Genomic DNA, 273 nt, shown 5'->3' on the forward strand with positions numbered 1-273 from the left:
AGGGATCAGACGGGTAGGGGATTGGCCTGGAACGCCGCTCCCCTGCCCTAACCAAGCCAACTACACAGGAGTTGAAATGGCTGGAATGAAGTCTATCGATGAAGCGCGCAATGTCCTCGAAGAGGCTGCGCTGATGGCCACTGAGACGGTGAGGGCCTTCTACGGGATCGTAGCTGCTGGCCCGGATGTTGACACGCCGCCCTGGCTGTTCATCCTGGCCAGACACATCGACGCCTGGGACAAGGCCTCGCAGGCCTACATGATGGCCGTGCA

Annotated in this window: 1 protein-coding gene; it reads left to right on the forward strand. The window is 60.4% G+C overall.

What is annotated here, in order from left to right; all coding sequences use genetic code 11:
* Positions 1-85: 85 nt before the first annotated feature.
* Positions 86-273: hypothetical protein (locus ABG80_RS20065; protein WP_152987768.1), on the forward strand; the 188-nt coding region annotated here is incomplete at its 3' end.

The organism is Aquabacterium parvum, assembly GCF_001447195.1.
GTDB classification, from domain to species: domain Bacteria; phylum Pseudomonadota; class Gammaproteobacteria; order Burkholderiales; family Burkholderiaceae_C; genus Aquabacterium; species Aquabacterium parvum.